The organism is Streptomyces endocoffeicus, from assembly GCF_016741935.1.
Classification (GTDB): domain Bacteria; phylum Actinomycetota; class Actinomycetes; order Streptomycetales; family Streptomycetaceae; genus Streptomyces; species Streptomyces endocoffeicus.
Genome location: NZ_JAERRG010000010.1, coordinates 70,431 through 89,577, shown reverse-complemented (window position 1 = coordinate 89,577; position 19,147 = coordinate 70,431). Strand labels below are relative to the sequence as shown.

The 19,147-nt window shown below is 73.0% G+C and carries 22 protein-coding genes and 2 pseudogenes; 6 read left to right on the top strand and 18 right to left on the bottom strand.

The window, feature by feature from the left end; translation table 11 throughout:
• Nucleotides 1–156: 156 nt before the first annotated feature.
• The 9 genes from trpA to hisI form a co-directional block, all read right to left on the bottom strand.
• Complete coding sequence (gene trpA, locus JK364_RS24765) at nucleotides 157–975, bottom strand: tryptophan synthase subunit alpha (RefSeq protein WP_201853394.1); 819 nt, start codon at nucleotides 973–975, stop codon at nucleotides 157–159.
• The gene (trpB, locus tag JK364_RS24760; protein ID WP_201853393.1) at nucleotides 975–2,222 is read right to left on the bottom strand and encodes a tryptophan synthase subunit beta; all 1,248 of its coding nucleotides are present in this window, start codon (nucleotides 2,220–2,222) and stop codon (nucleotides 975–977) included. The genes trpA and trpB overlap by 1 nt, the downstream gene beginning before the upstream one ends.
• An 89-nt stretch (nucleotides 2,223–2,311) precedes the next feature.
• Nucleotides 2,312–2,464: a tryptophan biosynthesis modulator TrpM gene (trpM, locus tag JK364_RS58115; protein ID WP_372453215.1), complete on the bottom strand. Its 153-nt coding sequence runs from the start codon at nucleotides 2,462–2,464 to the stop codon at nucleotides 2,312–2,314.
• A 23-nt stretch (nucleotides 2,465–2,487) separates the two neighbouring features.
• Nucleotides 2,488–3,297, bottom strand: coding sequence for an indole-3-glycerol phosphate synthase TrpC (trpC, locus tag JK364_RS24755; RefSeq protein WP_020872130.1), 810 nt, complete (start codon nucleotides 3,295–3,297; stop codon nucleotides 2,488–2,490).
• 164 nt (nucleotides 3,298–3,461) lie between these two features.
• Nucleotides 3,462–3,872, bottom strand: coding sequence for a DUF2752 domain-containing protein (locus JK364_RS24750; protein ID WP_201853392.1), 411 nt, complete (start codon nucleotides 3,870–3,872; stop codon nucleotides 3,462–3,464).
• Nucleotides 3,873–3,989: 117 nt separating this feature from the next.
• Nucleotides 3,990–4,247: an HGxxPAAW family protein gene (locus JK364_RS24745; RefSeq protein ID WP_201853391.1), complete on the bottom strand. Its 258-nt coding sequence runs from the start codon at nucleotides 4,245–4,247 to the stop codon at nucleotides 3,990–3,992.
• Between the two features lie 595 nt (nucleotides 4,248–4,842).
• Nucleotides 4,843–5,538: a TIGR02234 family membrane protein gene (locus tag JK364_RS24740; protein WP_372461981.1), complete on the bottom strand. Its 696-nt coding sequence runs from the start codon at nucleotides 5,536–5,538 to the stop codon at nucleotides 4,843–4,845.
• A gap of 116 nt (nucleotides 5,539–5,654) precedes the next feature.
• Nucleotides 5,655–7,190, bottom strand: coding sequence for an anthranilate synthase component I (locus JK364_RS24735; RefSeq protein WP_307841379.1), 1,536 nt, complete (start codon nucleotides 7,188–7,190; stop codon nucleotides 5,655–5,657).
• Nucleotides 7,191–7,237: 47 nt separating this feature from the next.
• Nucleotides 7,238–7,627, bottom strand: coding sequence for a phosphoribosyl-AMP cyclohydrolase (hisI, locus tag JK364_RS24730; RefSeq protein WP_201853388.1), 390 nt, complete (start codon nucleotides 7,625–7,627; stop codon nucleotides 7,238–7,240).
• Nucleotides 7,628–7,783: 156 nt separating this feature from the next.
• Here hisI and JK364_RS24725 point away from each other — a divergent pair, with 156 nt between their 5' ends.
• On the top strand, nucleotides 7,784–8,845 hold the full coding sequence (locus tag JK364_RS24725) for a hypothetical protein (protein WP_201853387.1): 1,062 nt from the start codon (nucleotides 7,784–7,786) through the stop codon (nucleotides 8,843–8,845).
• A gap of 192 nt (nucleotides 8,846–9,037) precedes the next feature.
• The gene (locus JK364_RS24720) at nucleotides 9,038–9,670 is read left to right on the top strand and encodes a TIGR03085 family metal-binding protein (RefSeq protein WP_201853386.1); all 633 of its coding nucleotides are present in this window, start codon (nucleotides 9,038–9,040) and stop codon (nucleotides 9,668–9,670) included.
• Between the two features lie 96 nt (nucleotides 9,671–9,766).
• Here JK364_RS24720 and JK364_RS24715 read toward each other — a convergent pair whose 3' ends face one another.
• From JK364_RS24715 to JK364_RS24705, 3 genes are all read right to left on the bottom strand, one after another.
• Nucleotides 9,767–10,597, bottom strand: coding sequence for an endo alpha-1,4 polygalactosaminidase (locus JK364_RS24715; protein WP_201853385.1), 831 nt, complete (start codon nucleotides 10,595–10,597; stop codon nucleotides 9,767–9,769).
• Nucleotides 10,598–10,868: 271 nt separating this feature from the next.
• Nucleotides 10,869–11,744: a polysaccharide deacetylase family protein gene (locus tag JK364_RS24710; protein WP_201853384.1), complete on the bottom strand. Its 876-nt coding sequence runs from the start codon at nucleotides 11,742–11,744 to the stop codon at nucleotides 10,869–10,871.
• Nucleotides 11,745–11,797: 53 nt separating this feature from the next.
• Entirely contained in the window at nucleotides 11,798–12,532 is a 735-nt protein-coding gene (locus JK364_RS24705) for an SDR family oxidoreductase (protein ID WP_201853679.1), read from the bottom strand.
• Nucleotides 12,533–12,732: 200 nt separating this feature from the next.
• On the opposite strand from JK364_RS24705, the gene JK364_RS24700 reads away from it, so the two are divergent.
• A complete protein-coding gene (locus tag JK364_RS24700) occupies nucleotides 12,733–13,203 on the top strand; it encodes an OsmC family protein (protein WP_201853383.1) in 471 nt (156 codons plus the stop codon).
• Between the two features lie 2 nt (nucleotides 13,204–13,205).
• On the opposite strand, the pseudogene JK364_RS24695 reads toward JK364_RS24700, so the two are convergent.
• Nucleotides 13,206–13,631, bottom strand: a pseudogene (locus JK364_RS24695) (alkene reductase); the annotation flags it as partial.
• Nucleotides 13,632–13,714: 83 nt separating this feature from the next.
• Here JK364_RS24695 and JK364_RS24690 point away from each other — a divergent pair.
• From JK364_RS24690 to JK364_RS24680, 3 genes and pseudogenes are all read left to right on the top strand, one after another.
• Nucleotides 13,715–13,876 (top strand): annotated as a pseudogene (locus JK364_RS24690) (MerR family transcriptional regulator); the annotation flags it as partial.
• A 121-nt stretch (nucleotides 13,877–13,997) separates the two neighbouring features.
• Nucleotides 13,998–14,669, top strand: a complete 672-nt coding sequence (locus JK364_RS24685; RefSeq protein WP_201853382.1) for an RNA polymerase sigma factor — start codon at nucleotides 13,998–14,000, stop codon at nucleotides 14,667–14,669.
• Nucleotides 14,666–15,742 carry a CU044_5270 family protein gene (locus JK364_RS24680; protein ID WP_201853381.1) on the top strand — a complete coding sequence of 359 codons (1,077 nt, stop codon included), beginning with the start codon at nucleotides 14,666–14,668 and terminating at the stop codon, nucleotides 15,740–15,742. Before JK364_RS24685 ends, JK364_RS24680 begins: the two co-directional genes overlap by 4 nt.
• 555 nt (nucleotides 15,743–16,297) lie before the next feature.
• On the opposite strand, the gene hisF is transcribed toward JK364_RS24680, so the two are convergent.
• Genes hisF through JK364_RS24655 form a run of 5 tightly spaced genes read right to left on the bottom strand, consistent with a single transcriptional unit; the run spans nucleotide 16,298 to nucleotide 19,057 of the window.
• Nucleotides 16,298–17,068 carry an imidazole glycerol phosphate synthase subunit HisF gene (hisF, locus tag JK364_RS24675; protein WP_201853380.1) on the bottom strand — a complete coding sequence of 257 codons (771 nt, stop codon included), beginning with the start codon at nucleotides 17,066–17,068 and terminating at the stop codon, nucleotides 16,298–16,300.
• Entirely contained in the window at nucleotides 17,065–17,475 is a 411-nt protein-coding gene (locus JK364_RS24670; protein ID WP_201853379.1) for a Rid family hydrolase, read from the bottom strand. The genes hisF and JK364_RS24670 overlap by 4 nt, the downstream gene beginning before the upstream one ends.
• On the bottom strand, nucleotides 17,472–18,203 hold the full coding sequence (gene priA, locus JK364_RS24665) for a bifunctional 1-(5-phosphoribosyl)-5-((5-phosphoribosylamino)methylideneamino)imidazole-4-carboxamide isomerase/phosphoribosylanthranilate isomerase PriA (RefSeq protein ID WP_201853378.1): 732 nt from the start codon (nucleotides 18,201–18,203) through the stop codon (nucleotides 17,472–17,474). The genes JK364_RS24670 and priA overlap by 4 nt, the downstream gene beginning before the upstream one ends.
• A gap of 54 nt (nucleotides 18,204–18,257) precedes the next feature.
• Nucleotides 18,258–18,902, bottom strand: coding sequence for an imidazole glycerol phosphate synthase subunit HisH (gene hisH, locus JK364_RS24660; RefSeq protein ID WP_201853377.1), 645 nt, complete (start codon nucleotides 18,900–18,902; stop codon nucleotides 18,258–18,260).
• Nucleotides 18,893–19,057 carry a CG2302 family histidine operon protein gene (locus JK364_RS24655; RefSeq protein ID WP_201853376.1) on the bottom strand — a complete coding sequence of 55 codons (165 nt, stop codon included), beginning with the start codon at nucleotides 19,055–19,057 and terminating at the stop codon, nucleotides 18,893–18,895. Before JK364_RS24655 ends, hisH begins: the two co-directional genes overlap by 10 nt.
• Nucleotides 19,058–19,147: the final 90 nt, after the last annotated feature.

Sequence of the window (19,147 nt, the reverse complement as noted above, 5' to 3'; positions counted from 1 at the left end):
GACCCTCTAACGGGCGAGGCAGACGCTCTCCTGGCGAAGCCCCGCCTTCCAGCCCCTCCGGCGATTGAGGAGCGGGGTCTGGGGCGGAGCCCCAGTTTCGGGAAGGGGCGGGGAGGGGAGCAGCCCGCGCAGGCGGCAAGATCCGTCGGGCACCCTCTAACGGGCGGTGCGGACGCCCTCCGCCAGCTCACCCGCGAGCTCGCGCAGCCCCGCCAGACCGGCCTCGGTGTCACCCTCGGCGTCCAGCAGCCGCTTGACGAAGGCCGAGCCCACGATGACCCCGTCGGCGAACACCGCGACCTCCGCCGCCTGAACGGCATTGGAGACGCCGAGGCCCACGCAGACCGGGAGCGAGGTGGTGGCGCGGGTGCGCTCCACCAGAGCGCGCGCCTCCTGGCCCACCGATTCCCTCGTTCCGGTGACGCCCATCAGGGACGCCGCGTAGACGAAACCGCTGCCCGCCGCCGTGATCTTCGCCAGCCGCTCATCACGGCTGCTGGGCGCGACCACGAACACGGTCGCCAGACCGTGCTGCTCGGCGGCCTTCCGCCAGATCTCCGACTCCTCGACCGGCAGATCGGGCAGGATGCAGCCCGCGCCGCCCGCCTCGGCGAGATCGGCGGCGAACCGCTCGACGCCGTACCGGTCCACGGGGTTCCAGTACGTCATGCACAGGATCGGGGCGCCGGTGCGGGCGTGCACCTCCCCCACCGTGCGGATCACATCGCGGATCCGGACCCCGTTGCGCAGCGCGATGTCGTCGGCGGTCTGGATCACCGGCCCGTCGAGCACCGGATCGCTGTGCGGCAGCCCGACCTCGACGATGTCGCAGCCGCCCTCGATCATGGCGGTCATCGCGTCCACCGCGCCGTCGATGGTGGGGAAACCGGCGGGCAGATAGCCGACGAGCGCGGCGCGCCCCTCGTCCTTGGCGCCCGCCAGGACGGACCCCAGCAGTTCCAGGTTCCCGGCCATCACTTCGCCCCCTCGTCGCCCTGCTGGTCGTAGAGCCCGAAGTACTGGGCCGCCGTGTCCATGTCCTTGTCACCGCGCCCGGAGAGATTGACCAGCACCAGGCCGTCGCTCCCCAGCTCCCGGCCGAGGTCCAGGGCGCCCGCGAGCGCGTGGGCGCTCTCGATCGCCGGGATGATGCCCTCGGTTTCCGAGAGCAGCCGCAGCGCCCGCATGGCCTCGTCGTCGGTGACCGCCCGGTACTCGGCGCGGCCGATGTCCTTCAGATACGCGTGCTCAGGGCCGACGCCCGGGTAGTCGAGACCGGCCGAGATCGAGTACGGCTCGGTGATCTGGCCGTCCTCGTCCTGGAGGACGTAGGACCGGGAGCCGTGCAGGATCCCGGGCTCGCCCTGGCTCAGCGTGGCCGCGTGCTCCCCGGTGGCCACGCCGTGCCCGGCGGGCTCGAAGCCGACGATCCGCACGCCCTCGTCCGGCAGGAAGGCGTGGAACAGCCCGATCGCGTTGGATCCGCCGCCCACGCAGGCCGCGACCGCGTCCGGCAGCCGACCGGTCCGCTCCAGGATCTGCCGCCGCGCCTCCACGCCGATCACCCGGTGGAAGTCGCGCACCAGCGCCGGGAAGGGGTGGGGTCCGGCCACGGTGCCGAAGAGGTAGTGGGTGCGGTCCACATTGGCGACCCAGTCCCGGAACGCCTCGTTGATGGCGTCCTTGAGGGTGCGGCTGCCGGACTTCACGGCGATGACCTCGGCGCCCAGCATCCGCATCCGCGCCACGTTGAGCGCCTGCCGCCGGGTGTCGATCTCGCCCATGTAAATGGTGCACTCGAGCCCGAACAGCGCGCACGCGGTGGCCGTGGCCACCCCGTGCTGACCGGCGCCGGTCTCGGCGATGACGCGGGACTTGCCCATCCGCTTGGTGAGCAGGGCCTGCCCCAGCACGTTGTTGATCTTGTGGGACCCGGTGTGGTTGAGGTCCTCCCGCTTGAGGAAGACCCGGGCGCCCCCGGCGTGCTCGGCGAACCGCGACGCCTCGGTCAGCGCGCTGGGCCGGCCGGTGTAGTTGACCAGCAGATCCTCGAGCTCGGCCGCGAAGGCGGGGTCCGCCTTGGCCTTCTCGTACTCGGCGGCGACCTCGTCGACCGCGGCGACGAGCGCCTCGGGGATGAACTTGCCGCCGAAGGCACCGAAATACCCCTCGGCGCTGGGCACCTGGCCCTCGAGGTCAGGGATGAAGAAATCAGAGGACATGCGACGTACTCCTCGATCGGGGCAGCGCCCCGCGACAGATGGGATGGCCCACTACGGGTGGGATGGATGGGAAAGCGTGCGGTGTGCGCTCAGCGCACTGCCGCCCGGCGCCATCGCCGCCCGTTGATCTGCCCCGGCTCGCATCCGATGTGGTAGCGCACGCGCCGCCCCCGCACCCGCCTCGCGGGCGCGCGGCAGCCCCGGGGCCGACAGCCCCGTGCCAGGCGCGCGTACGTCTCCATGGTCCGCCGATCCCGCCCCGTCGTCAGTCCCGGCCGTGGCGCAGCGCCGGATGGGCGCCCGCCGCCACCAGATCGGCCACCGCGGCCTTGGGGTCGCGCCCGGTCACCAGGGACTCGCCGACCAGCACCGCGTCCGCGCCGTCGTTGGCGTAGGCGATCAGGTCGTGCGGGCCGCGCACCCCGGACTCCGCGATCTTGACGATATGGTCCGGGATCTCCGGTGCGATCCGGGCGAAGTTCGAGCGGTCCACCTGGAGGGTCTTGAGGTCGCGCGCGTTGACGCCGATCACCCGGGCCCCGGCGTCGACCGCACGGGCGGTCTCCTCCTCGTCGTGCACCTCGACCACCGGCGTCAGCCCGATCGACTCGGCCCGCTCGATGAGCGAGACCAGCGCCTGCTGCTCCAGCGCGGCGACGATCAGCAGGATGACGTCGGCGCCGTGCGCCCGCGCCTCCCACAGCTGGTACGAGGTGACGATGAAGTCCTTACGGAGCACCGGAATGTCGACCTTCGCCCTTACGGCTTCCAGGTCGGCCAGCGATCCGCCGAAGCGGCGCTGCTCGGTCAGCACGCTGATCACGGCCGCGCCGCCCGCCTCGTAGTCCGCGGCGAGCCCCGCGGGGTCGGCGATCGCGGCGAGCGCGCCCTTGGAGGGGCTGGACCGCTTGACCTCGCAGATCACCTTGACGCTGTCGCCCTTGAGCGCCGCGACACCGTCCTTCGCCGGCTGGGCCTTGGCCGCCCGCTCCTTGAGCTCGTCGAGGGCGACGCGCGCCTGCCGCTCCGCGAGGTCGGCACGGACTCCGTCGATGATCTCGTCGAGCACACTCACCGAGCGGCCCCCTTCCGTGACGGGGATGAAGCTGAAGCTTCTGAATCTGTACCGGGTGGGGCGGTCCACCGCGCCACCTGGCACTGCGATGGTAGCCGCCGGTAGGCCGAGGTCTCGCATCCGGTTGACGCGGACGCCCGCCACACGCACATACACAACAACGGTCACGGCACCAGTAGTCCCCCGAACGGGAAATTCCGGACGATTGTGAAGACCAGGGCCACCACGCCGAGCGCCCCCGCGTGCCACAGCCGCGGTGCCGGGAAGCGTCCGCGCACGCACCACACCGCCCAGCAGACGGCGAAGGCCGCGTAACAGCCGACGGCGAGGGCGTTGTCACGCAGCGCGGCCGCCAGATCGCCGTGGGCCAGGGCATGGGCACCGCGCAGCCCGCCGCAGCCGGGGCAGTACAGCCCGGTCAGCCGCAGCAGCGGGCAGACGGGGTAGTGGCCGGGCTCCCGGGGGTCCACGGCGCCGACGTAGCCGAAGGCGACGAGAACGCCCGCGAGCACGCCGAACGGGGCGGCCAGACGCCGCACCAAGGGGACGAGGGCGGTCGGCGGTGGTTCGGTCACACCGCCGAGTCTGCCCGGGGATCCACGAAGGCGCAGCTCAGGGCCGGTGCGCCAGCCTCCGTACGGCTCAGTGCCGCGTACGGTGGAGGCGGGCACGGCCCCGGGCCGCGCCGGGGCTCAGCTCTGGGTCTGCGTCTGCGACTGCGCCGCGGGCTGGGGCTGCGGCTGCGGCGGGTGCTGCGCCTTGGGCATGCCCAGCCCGGCCGCGCGCATCGCCGCGCCGACGACACCGCCGAGGACGATGATCACCATGCCCGCCCAGAAGCCGAGCGGGTTGGCCGCCACGGTGAACGCGCCGGCGACGCAGAAGCCGATGAAGGCGATGGTGACACCGGTCCAGGCGGCCGGGGTGTGTCCGTGGTCGTGACCCGCCATGAATTCTCCTCGTAGCTGTACGCGCCTTGTCCGGGCGCTCGGGGGGCGAACGCTCCCACGCCATTGTCCCCGATGCGCGAAACGCCCTTGAGCGGGGGTGGGACCTTACGGTGCGAGGCGGGAGGGCGGGCGGCGAGGGCGGCGCCCTGGGGCGGGGCCTACGGGGGTGTCCGACGGTTCGTGCCGCCTGCGGCGGGCTGTTCCCCTCCCCGCCCCTTCCCGAAACCGGGGCTGTGCCCCTGGCCCCCGAGGCCCGGGGCGGAGCCGCGCCACGCGGCGAAGCCGCATACCGATGCCGCGGGAAGGGGCGGAGCCCCGGTTCGGGGTCTGGGGCACGGGTTAGGGGCGCAGCCCGGGGGCCCGGGGCGCAGCCCCGTCCGGGGGCCCGGGGCGCAACCCGGGGATTAGCGGCACAGCCCCGGTTTCGGGGTCTAGGGCATAGCCCGGGGACCTGGGGCGCAGCCCGGGGGGCTGGGCATAGCCCGGGAACCTGGGGCGCAGCCCCGGTTTCGGGGGTCTGGGGCGGAGCCCCGGTTTCGGGAAGGGGCGGGGAGGGGAACAGCCCGCCGCAGGCGGCACGGGCCGTCGGACACCCCTAGGCGCCGCGCTCGGCCTCCTGCCGCGCCGGAGCCTCCGTCGGGTCCTCGCCGCGGTCCAGGGCCTTCCACAGCTCCTCGGGACGGTCCGGGTCGGAGGCGGCGGCGCCGCGCCGGGCGCGGCTCCGTGCCGGGGCGCCCGCGGTGCCCGCGCGCTCGTACCGGCCGGACATGGCGGGCCAGTGACGGCCGTAGCCCAGGGCGAGCACGCCCGCGAGCAGCAGCAGCACCCCGCCCACCGCGGCGACCCACGGCCAGGGGGTGTACGCCACGTCGTGAATGGGGCTGTGGGTCAGCCCGCTCACCTTGGACGCCTTCTCCTCCAGCGCCGCCTTGTCGGACGCGCCGAGGGCGGAGCTGATCACGATGCCCGCGCCGCAGAGGGCCAGCAGCGCCGCGACGACGCCACGGCCGAGGCGGCGCACGGCGAAGACCGCGACCAGCGCCGCCAGGCCGACGACGGCCAGCGCACCGGGGAGTCCGGTGATGTCATCGCCGTTGGCGCTCTGCGAGAGGGATCCCTGGGCGACGGAGGCGGTGCCCTCGGCCCACTTGCGGCTGGTGGCCAGCAGGACCAGGGCGGCGCCGAGCGCACCGGCGAGCAGGGCGATGGCAAGGCTGCTCCGGCGGCCGCGCGCGACGGGGGCGGAGGGCTCGTGCTCGGCCCTGGGCTGGGGTACGGCTGCTGCAGTCACGCCTACCACTATCCCCCACCCGGGTACGGGAGAGTTCCCGGGTGGGGGATATGGGACCTACCGGGAGCCACCGGCCACCGGGAACCACCGCCCTGGCAGCCACCGGCCACCGGGAACTACCGCCCCAGGCGGCCCGCCGCATGCACCGCCCGCAGCACCGCCGCCGCCTTGTTGCGGCACTCCGCGTCCTCGGCCACCGGATCGGAATCGGCGACGATCCCGGCGCCCGCCTGGACGTACGCCGTGCCCTCGCGCAGCAGCGCGGTGCGGATGGCGATCGCGGTGTCGGAGTCGCCCGCGAAGTCGAGATAGCCGACACAGCCGCCGTACAGCCCGCGGCGGCTCGGCTCCAGCTCCTCGATGATCTGGAGCGCCCGCGGCTTGGGAGCGCCGGAGAGGGTGCCCGCGGGGAAGCAGGCGGTGAGCGCGTCGAAGGCCGTACGGCCCTCGGCGAGGCTGCCGGTGACGGTCGAGACGATGTGCATGACATGGCTGTAGCGCTCGACCGACATGAAGTCGACGACCTCCACACTGCCGGGCTCGCAGACCCGCCCGAGGTCATTGCGCCCGAGGTCGACGAGCATCAGATGCTCGGCCCGCTCCTTGGGGTCGGCCAGCAGTTCCTCGGCGAGCGCGGCGTCCTCCTGCGGGGTGGCCCCCCGGTGGCGGGTGCCGGCGATGGGGTGCAGCATCGCCCGGCCGTCCTCGACCTTGACCAGGGCCTCCGGGCTCGAGCCCACCACATCGAAGCCCTCGAACCGGAAGAGGTACATATAGGGGCTCGGGTTGGTGGCGCGCAGCACCCGGTAGACGTCGAGGGCGCTCGCCGCGCACGGCGTCTCGAACCGCTGCGAGGGGACGACCTGGAACGCCTCGCCCGCGCGGATGCGCTCCTTGATGTCGTCCACCGCTGCCATGAAGTCCTCGCCGCCCCACAGCGCGGTGTACTCGGGCAGCTCGGAGTCGGGCAGCGCGGCGGGGTCGGTCGCCACGGGGCGGACCAGGTCGGCGGCCATCGCGTCGAGCCGGGCCACGGCGTCCGCGTACGCCTCGTCCACACCCGTGTCGAGGTCGTTGTGGTTGATCGCGTTGGCGATCAGCAGCACGGTGCCGTCCCAGTGGTCCAGCACCGCGAGGTCCGAGGTGAGCAGCATGGTCAGCTCGGGCAGGCGCAGATCGTCCCGGCCGTGCTCGCCGACCTTCTCCAGGCGGCGGACGATGTCGTAGCCGAGGTAGCCGACCATGCCGCCGGTGAACGGCGGCAGCTGGACCAGCCCGCCGAGGTCGCGCGGGGTGTGCAGGGCCTCGACGGTGGCGCGCAGCGCCTGGAGCGGGTCGCCTTCGGTGGGGACGCCGACCGGCGGGGTGCCCAGCCAGTGGGTGCGGCCGTCGCGTTCGGTGAGGGTGGCGGCGCTGCGGACGCCGATGAAGGAGTAGCGGGACCAGGAGCGGCCGTTCTCGGCGGATTCGAGGAGGAAGGTGCCGGGGCGCTCGGCGGCCAGCTTGCGGTAGAGGCCCACGGGGGTGTCGCCGTCCGCGAGCAGCTTGCGGCTCACGGGGATGACGCGGCGGTCGGCCGCCAGCTTGCGGAAGGTCTCGAGATCCATCGTGACAGCGTCCTGGGTCTGGGGCTGGGGAGCCCGGCGGGGCACGGGGGCTGGGGACTTGCTGGGGCTTGGTTTTTGGGGTGGTGGCCGGTCTACCGGTCGGTCCGCGGGTCGGTCCGCGGGTCGAGCGGGAGCTCGTCGGCGTCGAAGCAGGTGCGGTCGCCGGTGTGGCAGGCGGCGCCGACCTGGTCGACCTTGACGAGGACGGTGTCGGCGTCGCAGTCGAGCGCGACGGACTTGACCAGCTGGACATGGCCGGAGGTGTTGCCCTTGACCCAGTACTCCTGACGGCTGCGGCTCCAGTAGGTGCAGCGGCCGGTGGTGAGGGTGCGGTGCAGCGCCTCGTCGTCCATCCAGCCGAGCATCAGCACCTCACCGGTGTCGTACTGCTGGGCGATGGCGGGGAGCAGGCCGTCGGCGCCGCGCTTGAGGCGGGCGGCGAGGGCCGGGTCGAGGGCGGAGGGGCGGTCGGAGCCGGTCATGCGACCATTCTGCACGTCCGGAGGGGGGTCCCCGCGAATGATCTCCGCCGGACCGGGAGCCGGACCGGAGGCCGGACTGGAAAACCGGGCTGGGAAACCGGCCGGTAGGCCGGGCCCGATGGACGGATTGTCAGTGGAATGGGGCATGCTTCGGGCATGACGTTTCCGCCGCCGTCGAACGAGCCCAACCGGCCTGGAAACGGCGGGGGGTTCGGTCCACCACCGCCGCAGCCGCAGCAGCAGCAGCAACCACCACAGCCTCAGCCCGCGCAGCCGCAGCAGCCCGCGCAGCCCCCGCAGGCGCAGCAGCCCCCGCAGGCGCAGCAGCCGCAGCAGGCGCCGCAGCCGCAGCAGGGCTTCGGGCCGCCGCCCCCGGCGGACCAGCCCGCCCAGCCCGGTCCGCCCGCGCAGCCGAGCGGCGGTTTCGGTCCGCCCACCCCACCGGCCCTGCTGCCCGGCGGCCCGCCCCCGGGCGCGCTGCCGCCGGGGGCCATACCCCCGGGGGCGCTGCCGCCCCCACCCCCGCCGCCCGGCAGCGGTGGCTCCAGGACCACGGCGATCGTCATCGCGGCGGTGGTGGCCGTGGCGGTGGTCGTCGGCGCGATCGTCATCGGGACGAAGGACGACGGCGGCAAGGAGACGTCTGCCGACGCCGGCCCGTCCGCCTCCGCCTCCGCCTCGGACCAGCCCCTCTCCTCGCCCTCGGACGCCGAGTCGTCCGCCGCCCCGTCGGGCTCGGAGGACCCCGGCGAGGGGGCGCCGCTGGGCGGCGGCAGCGAGGCCCCCGACGGGGATCCGGGCGCCTCGGAGTCGGCGGCCCCGGACGCGTCGGAGTCCGGCGCGCCCGGGGACAAGGTGCCGTATGTGGTGCTCGACCCCGGCCAGTGCTTCGACCACCCGGCGATGGACAGCAGCGTCACCAAGGTCGAGAAGCGGTCCTGCCACGGCCCGCACGACGGCGAGGTGATCGCCAACGAGACACTGAGCGGCGACTTCTCCACCGAGAAGGCGATTCAGACCAAGGCGCTGGCGCTGTGCGGGACGGATGCCAAGAAGCGGCTCAAGAGCGTCCCCAACGACGGCCGGATGTACTACTACTACGCGCTGTACCCCGCGCTGGGCACGTACTCCATCCAGGGCGAGGACCAGGTCTCCTGCGCGCTCACGCTGAGCGCCGGGCGCGACGGCAAGAAGCTGAGCAAGCCGCTGCCGGGGTAGGGAGTGTCGGGCGGTACGCGTACGCCTGCGGCGGGCTGTTCCCCTCCCCGCCCCTTCCCACAACTGGGGCTCCGCCCCAGACCCCGCTCCTCAAGCGCCGGAGAGGCTGGAAGGCAGGGCGGAGCCGCACCGCCGGGGCGCGCGGGGGCGCTCCTCATGGCTGCGGGCGGGCCCCGGTCGTAGGGTGGACGCATGTCCACTCACGCGAAGCGCGAACGCCTGCTCCTCGCCGACCTCTTGGACGGCGCGGGCCCCGGGGCCCCGACGCTGTGCGAGGGCTGGAGCACCCGCGATCTGGCGGCCCATCTGGTGGTCCGCGAGCGCCGCCCCGACGCGGCCGCCGGGGTGCTGGTCAAGCCGCTGGCCGGGCGGCTGGCCCGGGTGCAGGAGGAGTTCGCGGCGCGGCCGTACGAAGAGCTGATCCAGCTGTTCCGCACCGGTCCGCCGCGGATGTCGCCGTTCGCGCTGAAGCAGGTGGACGAGGCGGCCAACAGCTTCGAGTTCTACGTCCACGCCGAGGATGTGCGCCGCGCCCAGCCGGACTGGACACCGCGCGAGCTGGACCCGGTCTTCGCCGACACGCTGTGGTCCCGTATCGAGCGCGGCGCCCGGATCTTCGGCCGCCGCTCCCCCGTCGGCCTGGTGCTGCGCCGCCCGGACGGCCGTACGGCGGTGGCCCACCGCGGCACCCCGGTCGTCACGGTCACCGGCGAACCGGGCGAGCTGGCGCTCTTCCTCACCGGCCGCCAGGATTCCGCCCGGGTCGAGCTGGAGGGCGACAAGGAGGCCGTGGCCGCGGCGCACGAGGCCAAGTTGGGCATCTGAGCCGCCCCCGCCGAACGCCACCCGCCACCCGCCACCCTCCGAACGCGACGCGTCCCCGCCCGCGCCGGGCGGACGGGGACGATACGAGGGAATTCCCTAACAGGTCTCGCGGACGTAGCCGTCCTCGCCCGCGGGCGAGACGCCCTCGTCCCGCCGGACGACGCTGAGCCGGTCGCCCCAGCCCGCGCACGCCTTGGCGAAGCCCTCGTCGCCGTACTCGACCACCACCACATGGTCGTCGTACGCCTTGGCGAACTCACCGCACTCGTCGTACTCGCCGCACTCCTCGACCACCGCGAAGTCCAGTCCGGCCGCCTTCCGGTCGGGGAGGAGCTCCGCGGTGTTCTTCTGCGCGATGGCCAGCCCCTGGGCGTGGGCGTGCTCCGACAGCAGGGCCATGAACGCCTTGGCGTGAGCGGTGGTCAGCAGCTTCTTGGAGCGTTCGTAGCTGTCGTAGTTGTCGGGCTCGACGGCGTCGAACCCCTTGTTGGCGCAGCCGTCGATCCACCCGTCGACCTTGTCCGCCACGCGCTCGCGCTTCGCGGCGGTCCGGAGGTCGAGCAGCGGTTCCTTCCACTTGGTGTCGATGACGAGATCGCCGTTGCTGTCGCGCAGCAGCAGGTCGTCCGGCCACTGGTCGCGCTCGCCCGGCTGGACCTGGAAGGCGTTGACGTAGCAGATGTTGTACAGCCCGTTCGCCGGGGAGTCCCCGCGGTCGCGGCTGACGATGTCGACACCCTTCGGCGGGGTGTACGCCCCGCCGATCTGGTAGTCGAAGCCACCGTGGACGGGCGGCAGCGCCACTTCGGACGCGCTGGCTCCCGAGGACATGGACACGGTCACGACGGCGGCCGCCGCGGCGGCGGCCGTCACCACCGACGCGAGGGCCCAGCGGCGACGAAGACGTGCGGCATGGTTGGCTGGCATGAAAGCTCCAACACTCGCGGGTAGCGTCCCCGCCTCGGATGGCATCCGCCGTCCTGGCGACTGTGTCCGGGCTCGGGACCGGCACCGGGTCCCTACCGGCTGGGCGCACCTCTTGCGCGGCACGGGGCAAGTACACCGTGCGGCTGCTGCGATCAAAGCGGGCCGCGGCAACGGCGTCAAGTCGGCCGTCCGGCTGAACCGGATGGCATCACGTCGGCCGTCCCCCTGGACCGGATGGCATCAAGCCAGCAGCCCCATGGATCAGATGGCGTCACGTCGGCGGCCCCCCGGACCAGATCCGCTGGAGCGGCCGGTAGTCGATCACCTCAACGCCCTCCTCCGCCAGCAGTTCGCGGGCCCGCGCCGACGTCAGGAACGCGTGGTCGCCGTGGCGCACCCGCCATCCGCCGCCGGGCTCGGCGGCCCGCGACCGGGCGTCGTCCAGCCCGGGGTGGACCGCCCACTCGCTGAGCCCGGGCGGAAGAGCGCGCAGCAGCTCGGCGTAGCGGGCCGCCTTACCGTCGATGTCGAGGGCGAAGCTGTCCAGGAAGTCATGGTCGGTGACCGGCAGCCCCCGCCCGCGCGCCGTCCGGCGGCCGCCGTCGAGCCAGACCCGCACCGCCAGTCCGTACTCCCCCGCCAGCGCCACGGTCACCTCGAAGACGTCCTCGTGGCCGCCGTCGGCCAGACAGTGCCAGTCCAGATGAGTCGGCGTCAGTCCCGCGTCGGCCACGGCCTCGATCTGGGCCCGGAACTCCCGCTCGACCTCCTCGGGGCGCGCCCGCGCGAGCAGCTCCTCCCGCCGGTCGGCGGTGAAGAGCTCGCCCCGCTCGTCCAGCAGCGACGCCACCGTCCCCTGCGCGCTCAGCGGTCCCCACCGGAGGTGGTCCGCGTCGCGGACGAGCGTGAGGTGGATGCCGAACGGGATGCCCGGCCGCGCGCGCAGCATCCGCAGGGCCTGCGGCGCCCCCGGGCACGGCACCATCAGACTGCAGGAGCTCGCGATCCCCTCCTCGATCGCGTCGATGACGGCGGCATTGACCGACTCGTGCATGCCGAGGTCGTCGCAGTTGACGATGAGCACCCGCGCATCGGGCGGGAACCCCAGCAGCTGACTCGACAGCTGACTCGACGTAGCTCCGTCCATGCCCTCAGTGTGAGCCGCCGTCACCGATCGCCCTACCGGTTTTCCGCCCGCCCCTACTGGGCGCTCGCGGCCGGGCGCACCACGATCTCGTTGACGTCGACCTCGGGCGGCTGTCCGATGGCGTACGCGATGGCATCGGCGATCGCGGAGGCGGGGATGGCCACCGAGCGGTAGGTCTTCATGGCCTCACGGGCGCTCGGATCGGAGATGGACTCGGCCAGCTCGGACTCGGTCACGCCCGGGGAGACCAGGCTGACCCGGATGTCACCGGCCGACTCCTGGCGCAGCCCCTCCGAGATGGCGCGTACGGCGAACTTGGTGGCGCAGTACACCGCGGCGGTGGGCGACACCTCGTACGCGCCGACCGAGGCGACGTTCACGACATGCCCGCCGCCCTGCTCCCGCATCACCGGCAGGGCCGCGGCGATGCCGTACAGCACACCGCGCACATTCACATCGAGCATCCGGTCCCACTCGTCGACCTTCAGCGCCTCGAGCGGCGAAAGGGGCATCACCCCGGCGTTGTTGACCATCACATCCACCCGCCCGAACCGCTCCCGGGCGGCCGTCACGAAGGCCCGCATGTCATCGGCCGCGGTGACGTCCAGCCGCTGGTACGCCGCGCTGCCGCCCTCGGCGGTGATCTCCCCGGCCAGCTCCCCCAGCCGCTCCGTCCGCCGCGCCCCCAGATAGACCCGGTGCCCCTCTGCGGCGAGCCGGCGCGCGGTCGCCGCCCCGATCCCGCTGCTGGCCCCGGTGATGAGCACGACCTTGCCGGTCCCGGTCATGGCGTTCATGGCGTTCATGGCGTTCATGGCGGTATCCCTTTCCGTCCTGGTGCCGCTCTGTTCTGACCCCACCGAGTCTGCGCAGGTCAGAACCCCCGTACCAGGACGGGCTCCTCCTGGGTGCGACACTCCCGGTCAGCACGGCACATGGGCGGGAGCCAGTTCCGGCACCGCTGGGACACGAGGGGAGCGCACAGACGATGGGCCGACAGCACACCTACCGCGCAACTGTCCGGTGGACCGGTAACACCGGTTCGGGGACGAGTGGTTACCGGAACTACGGGCGGTCGCACGACATCCTCGGCGAGGGGAAGCCGACCCTGCGGGGCAGTGCCGATCCCGCGTTCCTGGGGGATCCGGAGTGCTGGAATCCGGAGGAGTTCCTGCTGGCCGCGCTCTCGCAGTGCCACATGCTGAGCTACCTCTCCGTATGCGCCCGGGACGGGGTGACGGTCACGGCGTACGAGGACGTCGCCACCGGCGTCATGGAGGAGACGGCCGGGCTCGGCGGGCACTTCACCGAGGTGGTGCTCAACCCGGTGGTCACCGTCGCGGACGAGGCGATGCTGGAGCGGGCGCGTTCGGCGCACGGGGACGCCCATCGGACGTGCTTCATCGCGAACTCGGTCAACTTCCCCGTCCGCCACGAGCCTGCCGTCCGGGTCGGCTGAGCTCAGGCCGCCGTCAGCGTCGGGTAGTCCGTGTAGCCGGTCTCGCCGCCCACGTACATCAGATAGGCGTCCCGGATGGGGTTGAGCGGGGCGCCGGTGCGCAGGCGGGTCACCAGGTCGGGGTTGGCCAGGAAGGTGCGGCCGAGGGCGATCAGGTCGGCGCCCTCGGCCAGCAGCGCCCCGGCCTGGCGCATACCGCCGTCGGCGGGGACGCCGTCTCCGGGCAGGGACGGGTTGGCGATCAGCGTGGCCGGCCAGGAGGCGCGGAGCTCCCGGAAGAGCGGCTGGTCCGGCCGGGCGCGGACGATGTGCAGATAGGCGAGGCCGGTGTCCGCGAGCTCCTTGACGAGCGCGGGGTAGAGGGCCTCGGTGTCGCCCTCCTCGATGCCGTTGACGGTGGATCCGGGCGAGATGCGCAGGCCCACCCGGGCGATGTCAGATTCAAGCCCGGACCGGCAGGCGAGGTGAGGAATGCGGATCGGCGAACTGGCGCGGCGCACCGGTGTCAGCGATGCGCGACTCGGACGGCGGCCCGTCGCGGACGGCCAACGGGCAGCTGGTCTCCGACCTGACGGTGGAGCGGGAGCGCATCGACCGCATGATCGCGGACCTGCTCCGCTCCCGTGAGGTCCTGGACGAGGTGATCGAGGCGGCGTCGGTCCCGGCCGAGTAACCGGGCGCCCAACCCCTGCCACGCGCCGGACACCTCGTAAGCGCCCGCGCCCCATGTGTGGCGCAGGTCACGGGAACCACCTCCGCCGTGCGGAGAGGCACGGGTGTGAGGTGTGAACGAGATGAGTGATGGCCTGCGGGCGCGGATACGGGCGGGTGACCGCGAGGCGTTCGCGGAGCTCTACGAGAGTTACGCGCGCATGGTCTACAACCATGCCTTCCGGCTGACCGGCGACTGGTCGGTGGCCGAGGAGGTGATGGGCGATACGTTCCTCGACGCCTGGCGGACCCGGGAGCGGCTGGAGCCGGGCGACGGCACGCTGAAACCGTGGCTGCTGGGCGTGGCGACGAACAAGGCCCGCAACGCCAACCGCGGCATCGGCCGCCGGCTGGCCTTCCTGGCCCGCCGCCCGGCCCCCGCCCCGATGGCGGACTTCGCCGACGAGACGGCGGGCCGGATCGACGACGCCCGCCGGCTCGCCGCCGTACGCACGGTGTTCGGCCGGCTGCGGCGCGGGGAGCAGGAGGTGCTGGCGCTGTGCGTCTGGTCCGGTCTGGACTACGCGCAGGCGGCCGAGGCCATGGGCATCCCGGTGGGAACGGTGCGCTCGCGGCTGTCCCGGGCCCGCGCCCGGCTGCGCACCCTCGCCGACCAGCGGCTCGTGGAAGAAAGGCGCGCGGAAGAAAAGCTCGCGGAAGCGAAGAAGGAACCGCCGCACCGGCGCGGAGAGGTACAGCGTGAGGCCGCGTTCGCGGCCCTGCCCTTTCAGGAGTTTCAGGAGGACCCCCGATGAACGCCGCCGGCTCCGGGCCCGCCCGGCCCGAGCGCGAGCGCGAGGACGCCGCGTACGAGGACACCGCGTACGACGCGTACGAGGACACCGCGCGCGCGGAGTTCGCCCGGCTGCTTCCTCCCGTCCCGGCCGAACGGGACGTGCCCTCCGCTCCGTACCTCCACCACAAGGACCGGTTGATGCAGCACATCGACGACGACCAGAACCGCACCCCCGCGCCCGCCCGGAAGGTCCGGTGGCGGCTGCCGCGCCCGGCGCTGCTGATGCCCGCCGTGGCCCTTGCGCTGGCCGGGGCGCTGGCCGTCACCCTGACCTCGGGCGGCGACTCCGGCGATGGCGCCCGCCCCCGCGAGACCGCCACCGTCCTGCTCGACCGGATCGCCGGAACCGCGGCGAAGTCGGACGTCAAGCCGGTGCGACAGGACCAGTTCGTCTACGTCAAGAGCGTGGGGCGGGGTGCCGAGCTGAAGGACGACGGCTCCTCCGAGCTGGAGCCGCGGGGCGAGCGGGAGGTCTGGCTGTCGCAGCGGGTGAAGCGGATCACCAAGATCGGCGAGATCCACGAGGGCGGGAGCTACTTCCCGCTGCGCGAACTGGGAGGCTCTCCGGCGGGCATCATCCGTCCCACGTACCAGTGGCTGGCGTCCCTGCCGACCGACCCGGACGCCCTGCTCAAGGAGCTCTACCGGATGACCGACGCGGACAAGGGCCAGGAGAAGGCGCAGGCCGTCTTCGACCAGATCGGCTCCCTCCTGGGCGAGACGGTGATGCCGCCGGAGAACGCCGCCGCCCTGTACAAGGCCGCCGCGAAGATCCCCGGGGTGACCCGGCACGAGGACGCGGTGGACGCGGCGGGCCGGCACGGGGTGGGCATCGTCCGCACCGACGAGCGGGGCTTGAGCGCCACCGAGTGGGTCTTCGACCGGGACAGCCTCGCCTACCTCGGTGAGCACAGCTACCGGACGAAGGACGCCGGGGCGGGCAAGAAGGGCGACGTCCTCTCGGAGCGCGCCGTCCTGAAGCGCGGCATCGTCGACGCGTACCGCCAGCGGCCGGGCTCCGCCGCGAACTAATACCAAGCACGCCCGCGGCACAGACACGCGGCTCCACCGCGCGGCCGGGGCTCCGCCCCTGAACCCCGGGACCTGGGGCTGAGCCCCGAACCGGGATCCGGGGCACAACCCACGCCCAGGGCCCAGGGCACGGCCCCGAACCGGGATCCGGGGCGCAGCCCCCGCCCGGGGCCCAGGGCACAACCCACGCCCAGGGCCCGGGACACAACCCCGAACCGGGACCCGGGACACAACCCACGCCCAGGGCCCGGGGCACCCCCGAACCGGGATCCAGGACACAACCCACGCCCAGGGCCCAGGGCACGGCCCCGAACCGGGATCCGGGGCGCAGCCCCCGCCCGGGGCCCAGGGCACAACCCACGCCCAGGGCCCGGGACACAACCCCGAACCGGGACCCGGAACGCAGCCCCCACCCGGGGCCCGGGGCGGAGCCCCGAAGCGGGGCCTGGGGCGGAGCCCCAGTTTCGGGAAGGGGCGGGGAGGGGAGCAGCCCGCCGCAGGCGTCACATTCCGCCGGACGCCCCACCCCCACCCCCCAGGCGGCGCGCCAGCGCCTCAGCGGACCGGATGCCCCGCGTCCCGCAGCGCGTCCTTCACCTGGCCGATCCGCAGATCGCCGAAGTGGAAGACGGAGGCCGCGAGCACCGCGTCGGCCCCCGCGGCGATGGCCGGCGCGAAGTCGGCCGCCTTGCCGGCGCCGCCGCTGGCGATCACCGGGATGGTCACGTGCTTGCGGACGGCCTCGATCATGGCCGTGTCGTAGCCGTCCTTGGTGCCGTCCGCGTCCATGGAGTTCAGCAGGATCTCCCCGGCGCCCAGCTCCGCCGCGCGGTGGGCCCATTCGACGGCGTCGATGCCGGTGCCGCGGCGGCCGCCGTGGGTGGTGACCTCGTAGCCGGACGGGGTGACCGTGCCCTCCCCGCAGCGGCGGGCGTCGACCGAGAGGACGAGCACCTGGCTGCCGAAGCGCTCGGCGATCTCGCGGATCAGCTCGGGGCGGGCGATGGCGGCGGTGTTGACGCCGACCTTGTCCGCCCCGGCGCGCAGCAGCTTGTCGACGTCCTCCGGGGTGCGGACGCCGCCGCCGACCGTGAGCGGGATGAAGACCTGCTCGGCGGTGCGGCGGACCACGTCATAGGTGGTCTCGCGGTCGCCGGAGGAGGCGGTGATGTCGAGGAAGGTGAGCTCGTCCGCGCCCTCCTCGCCGTAGATCTTGGCCATCTCGACCGGGTCGCCCGCGTCGCGCAGATTCTGGAAGTTGACGCCCTTGACGACCCGGCCGTTGTCCACGTCCAGGCAGGGGATGACTCGGACCGCCAGGGTCATGACTGTCGTGCTCCTCGGAATGCTTCCAGTTCGACTTCCACCAGGACGCGCGAGTCGACGAAGCCGGACACCACGACCAGCGTCGCGGCGGGGCGCACGGCGTCGAAGAGCTCCTTGTGGGCGCGGCCCACCGCGTCCACGTCGCGGGCGTGGGTGAGGTACATACGGGTGCGGATCACCGATTCGACGCCGAGGTCGAACTTGCTCAGCGCGTCCAGCGCATGGCCGAAGGCCGCGAGCGTCTGCTCATACGGATCCCCCTCGCCCTCCAGGACGCCGCGCTCCGCGAGCGGCATCGTCCCGGCGACGAGCACCAGGTCACCGGCCTCGACGGCCCGGGCGAACCCGATGGTCTGCTCCCAGGGACTCTCGGTCTGGACCCGTCGCCCGAACTCGGGTGAGGTCATACGGCCACCGCCTCCAACGCCTCTTCCAAGGTGAACGCCTTGGCGTAGAGCGCCTTGCCCACGATGGCGCCCTCGACACCTTCCGGTACCAGGGTCGCAAGGGCACGCAGGTCGTCAAGCGAGGAAACGCCGCCGGAGGCGACGACGGGGCGGTCGGTCGCGGCGCAGACATTGCGCAGCAGCTCCAGATTGGGGCCCTGGAGGGTGCCGTCCTTGGCGATGTCGGTGACGACGTAGCGGGCGCAGCCCTCGGAGTCGAGGCGGGCCAGCGTCTCGTACAGATCGCCGCCGTCCCGGGTCCAGCCGCGGCCGCGCAGCGTGGTGCCGCGCACATCGAGGCCCACGGCGATGAGGTCGCCGTGCTCGGCGATGATCTTGGCGACCCACTCGGGGGACTCCAGGGCGGCCGTGCCGAGGTTCACCCGGGTGCAGCCGGTGGCCAGGGCGGCGGCCAGCGAGGCGTCGTCGCGGATCCCGCCGGACAGCTCGACCTTGAGGTCCATGGCACGGGCCACCTCGGCGATCTGCGCCCGGTTGTCCCCGGTGCCGAAGGCGGCGTCGAGGTCCACCAGGTGCAGCCACTCGGCGCCCGCCCGCTGCCAGGCCAGGGCGGCCTCCATCGGGTCACCGTACGACGTCTCGGAGCCGGACTCGCCGTGGACGAGGCGGACGGCCTGGCCGTCGCGGACATCGACAGCGGGGAGGAGTTCGAGGCGGTTCGTGCGCATGCGGACAACCTTGGGTGAGAGGGTGCGGGCGGTGAGGGCTGGCGCGGGGGCCGGTCAGAGCGTGTCGAGCCAGTTGCGGAGCAGCCGCGCCCCGGCGTCGCCCGACTTCTCGGGGTGGAACTGGGTGGCCCACAGCGGGCCGTTCTCGACTGCGGCGACGAACGGCTCGCCATGGGTGGACCAGGTGACCCTGGGGGCGGTGAGATGCGGGTTGGTGACCTCGAGCTCCCAGGTGCGGACCGCGTAGGAGTGGACGAAGTAGTACCGCTCGCCCTCGTCCAGGCCCGCGAAGAGCTGGGAGTCGCCGGGCGCCTTGACCGTGTTCCACCCCATGTGGGGGACGATGGGGGCGCGCAGCGGCTCGACCGTGCCGGGCCATTCGTCCAGGCCCTCGGCCTCGACGCCGTGCTCGATACCGCGTCCGAAGAGGATCTGCATGCCGACGCAGATGCCCATGACCGGGCGGCCGCCGGACAGCCGGCGCCCCACGATCCAGTCGCCGCGCGCCGCGCGCAGCCCCTTCATACAGGCGGCGAAGGCACCGACACCGGGGACGAGCAGGCCGTCGGCGGCCATGGCCTTGTCGTAGTCACGGGTGATCTCGACCCGCGCGCCGACATGGGCGAGGGCCCGCTCGGCGGACCGGACATTGCCGAATCCGTAGTCGAGGACGACGACGCTCTTGTCGCTCAATTCCATACCTCGAGCCGCAGGACGCCGGCGAGCAGCGCCATGGTGGCACCGACCCCGAGCAGCGTGATGATGCTCTTGGACATGCCCTGCTTGACGAAGGAGATGACCCCGCCGAGCAGAAACAGCCCCACGAGGATGAACACGGTCGACAGGCCGTTCACGCCGCCACCTCGTTCGCTTCTCCGCCCGCGCGGCGAAAGCGCGGGTCGAATGCCGTCTGCGGCCCGGCGGCCGCGCGTGCGACGCTCACA